Origin of the sequence: Bacteroides timonensis (assembly GCF_000513195.1) — a bacterium.
In the GTDB taxonomy this organism is placed as follows: domain Bacteria; phylum Bacteroidota; class Bacteroidia; order Bacteroidales; family Bacteroidaceae; genus Bacteroides; species Bacteroides timonensis.
The window spans coordinates 1-2,258 of sequence record NZ_CBVI010000197.1; the positions used below are offsets into that span (position 1 = coordinate 1).

Annotated in this window: 4 protein-coding genes; all 4 read left to right on the top strand. The window is 53.5% G+C overall.

From position 1 onward, the window contains the following. Window positions 1-33 precede the first annotated feature (33 nt). Window positions 34-816: a ParA family protein gene (locus BN161_RS27750; protein ID WP_044272580.1), complete on the top strand. Its 783-nt coding sequence runs from the start codon at window positions 34-36 to the stop codon at window positions 814-816. Between the two features lies 1 nt (window position 817). Continuing rightward, window positions 818-1,246 carry a DUF3408 domain-containing protein gene (locus BN161_RS27755; RefSeq protein WP_044272583.1) on the top strand — a complete coding sequence of 143 codons (429 nt, stop codon included), beginning with the start codon at window positions 818-820 and terminating at the stop codon, window positions 1,244-1,246. Window positions 1,247-1,248: 2 nt separating this feature from the next. Further along, window positions 1,249-1,911, top strand: a complete 663-nt coding sequence (locus BN161_RS27760; RefSeq protein ID WP_044272585.1) for a hypothetical protein — start codon at window positions 1,249-1,251, stop codon at window positions 1,909-1,911. Between the two features lie 164 nt (window positions 1,912-2,075). Next, the coding region (locus BN161_RS27765) for a DUF4134 family protein (protein ID WP_044272587.1) at window positions 2,076-2,258 on the top strand (183 nt) is incomplete at its 3' end.

Sequence of the window (2,258 nt, forward strand, 5' to 3'; positions counted from 1 at the left end):
ATTGAAAGCAATAAATAAATCTATCAACCAATAATGAACGAAAGCAATATGGAAAACGAGAAAACACCCCTTTATGTCGCCTTTTCCACCCAAAAGGGCGGGGTCGGCAAAACCACCTTTACCGTGCTGGCGGCGAGTTACCTCTATTACCTCAAAGGCTACGATGTGGCGGTGGTCGATTGCGACTACCCGCAACACTCCATTGCCGGGATGCGCAAGCGGGATGCCGAGCAGGTAGGGGCGGATGAAGATTACAAGCGCATGGCGTATGAACAGTTCACCCGACTGGGGAAGAAAGCCTACCCGGTGCTGTGCAGTTCCCCCGAAAAGGCGATTGCAACGGCTGACGAATATGTAGCCGCCGGACACGTGCCGGATATTGTCTTTTTCGACCTGCCCGGCACGGTGAACAGCGAGGGTGTTATCAATTCCCTTGCGGGCATGGACTACATCTTCACCCCCATTTCCGCCGACAAGGTAGTGCTGGAAAGCAGCCTGTCGTTTGCAATGGCTATCCAAAAGCTATTAGTGAAGAATGAAGCCTGCCGACTTGCCGGGCTGTACCTCTTTTGGAACATGGTGGACGGGCGGGAGAAAACAGACCTTTACACCGCCTATGACAAAACCATTAAGGAACTGGAACTACCGCTGATGAAAACCTTTATCCCCGATACCAAACGCTACAAAAAGGAACTGGTAGCAGATAAAAAGGCGGTGTTCCGCTCCACGCTCTTTCCCGCCAGCCGCCCGCTGGTAAGGGGAAGCAACTTGGAAGAACTGATAACGGAAATAGTGTACTACATCAAATTACAATGATATGGCAAAGCAAAGCGGCGGGATGCCGAAGATAGACGAGGATTTCATGAAAGAACTTATCTCGCAGGGCATACCCGCCAAGCGGGAAAGCCAGCCGGATGATGCACCGCAGCCCGGCGGCGAAACGGAAACCGCCCACGAGGGACGGCAGACTGAAACGGTGCGGGTGGAGAAAACGACAAACCGCAAGCGCAAGGGCGGTTCGGGTGACTACCGGGAAACCTACTTTCAGAAAGTGGAACTGGCAGACCGACAGCCTTTGTACGTGAGCCGTACCACGCACGAGAAGCTGATGCGTATCGTGACGGTGATAGGCGGGCGAAAGGTAACGGTAAGCAGCTACGTGGAAAACATTCTGCTGCGCCACTTCGAGCAGTACCAAGACGAGATAAACACCCTGTACGAAAGCAACTTCCAAAAGCCTATCTGACTATGGTAATCTATTGCATACTTACCGGGCTTTTGGTGTACTATATCGCCCTATGGCTGTGGTATCGCTACACGGACAGCCGGACATCACCGGGCAGAACGGATGATGCGCCACTCCCACGAAACGGGGTTTCAGGCTACACACTGATAGGTGAAAGCCGATACAAGGGCGGACTAATCGGGACAGCGCAGGACAAATCGGGACACCTCCCGCAAGCGGTTGAAAATGATACTATTTTTGCGCCGAAAGCTGACGGACAGCCGGAAGAAAACATTTCGGAAGCAGCACCCGAAGCGGAAGAAACGCCCGGTTACGAGAATGACGAACCCGATTACGAGGACGAGGAAATAGCCGGGTACATGGACGGTGACGATGATACCGGGCGGGCTACGGGCGTGAGCTTTGACGAACTGGGCGAAGCGGTACGCACGGCGAACGCCGACAACCCCACCGAAGCGGAACAGCGGCAAGCCGCCGGGACGCTGGCAAGCATTGAGGGGACGAACCTCTACGATGCGGTGGTGGAGAACATTAACGGCGGACTGGCAAAGGTAGCGGAACTGTTGGGACGCAACGAAGCGGAACTGGCTACGGCTGCCGTCCCTGCCGAAGCTGGCGATACAAGCAAGGAACACGAAGCGTTCGACATGAACGATTTCCTATAATATAATAATGTGTAACAATATGAAGCAACGTGACTACGGTTGATTGGCAACCTGAAAACCAAACAGACAAACGGGAATGTTCCCGACCACTAAAATTTCAAATTATTCACCAGCCGGGAAAGGCGGACTTCCCACCCGCTGCCCGGCATTAAAAACAAATCACAATGAGAAAGAAAATCTTTTTGTCGGCGGCTATCCTTGCCGCTGCGGTAAGTGCCTACGCACAGGGCAACGGGCAGGCGGGCATCACCGAAGCCACGAACCTAATCACAGGGTATTTCGACCCCGGAACAAAACTGGTGTACGCAATCGGGGCGGTCTGCGGCTTGATTGGAGGGGTAAAAGTA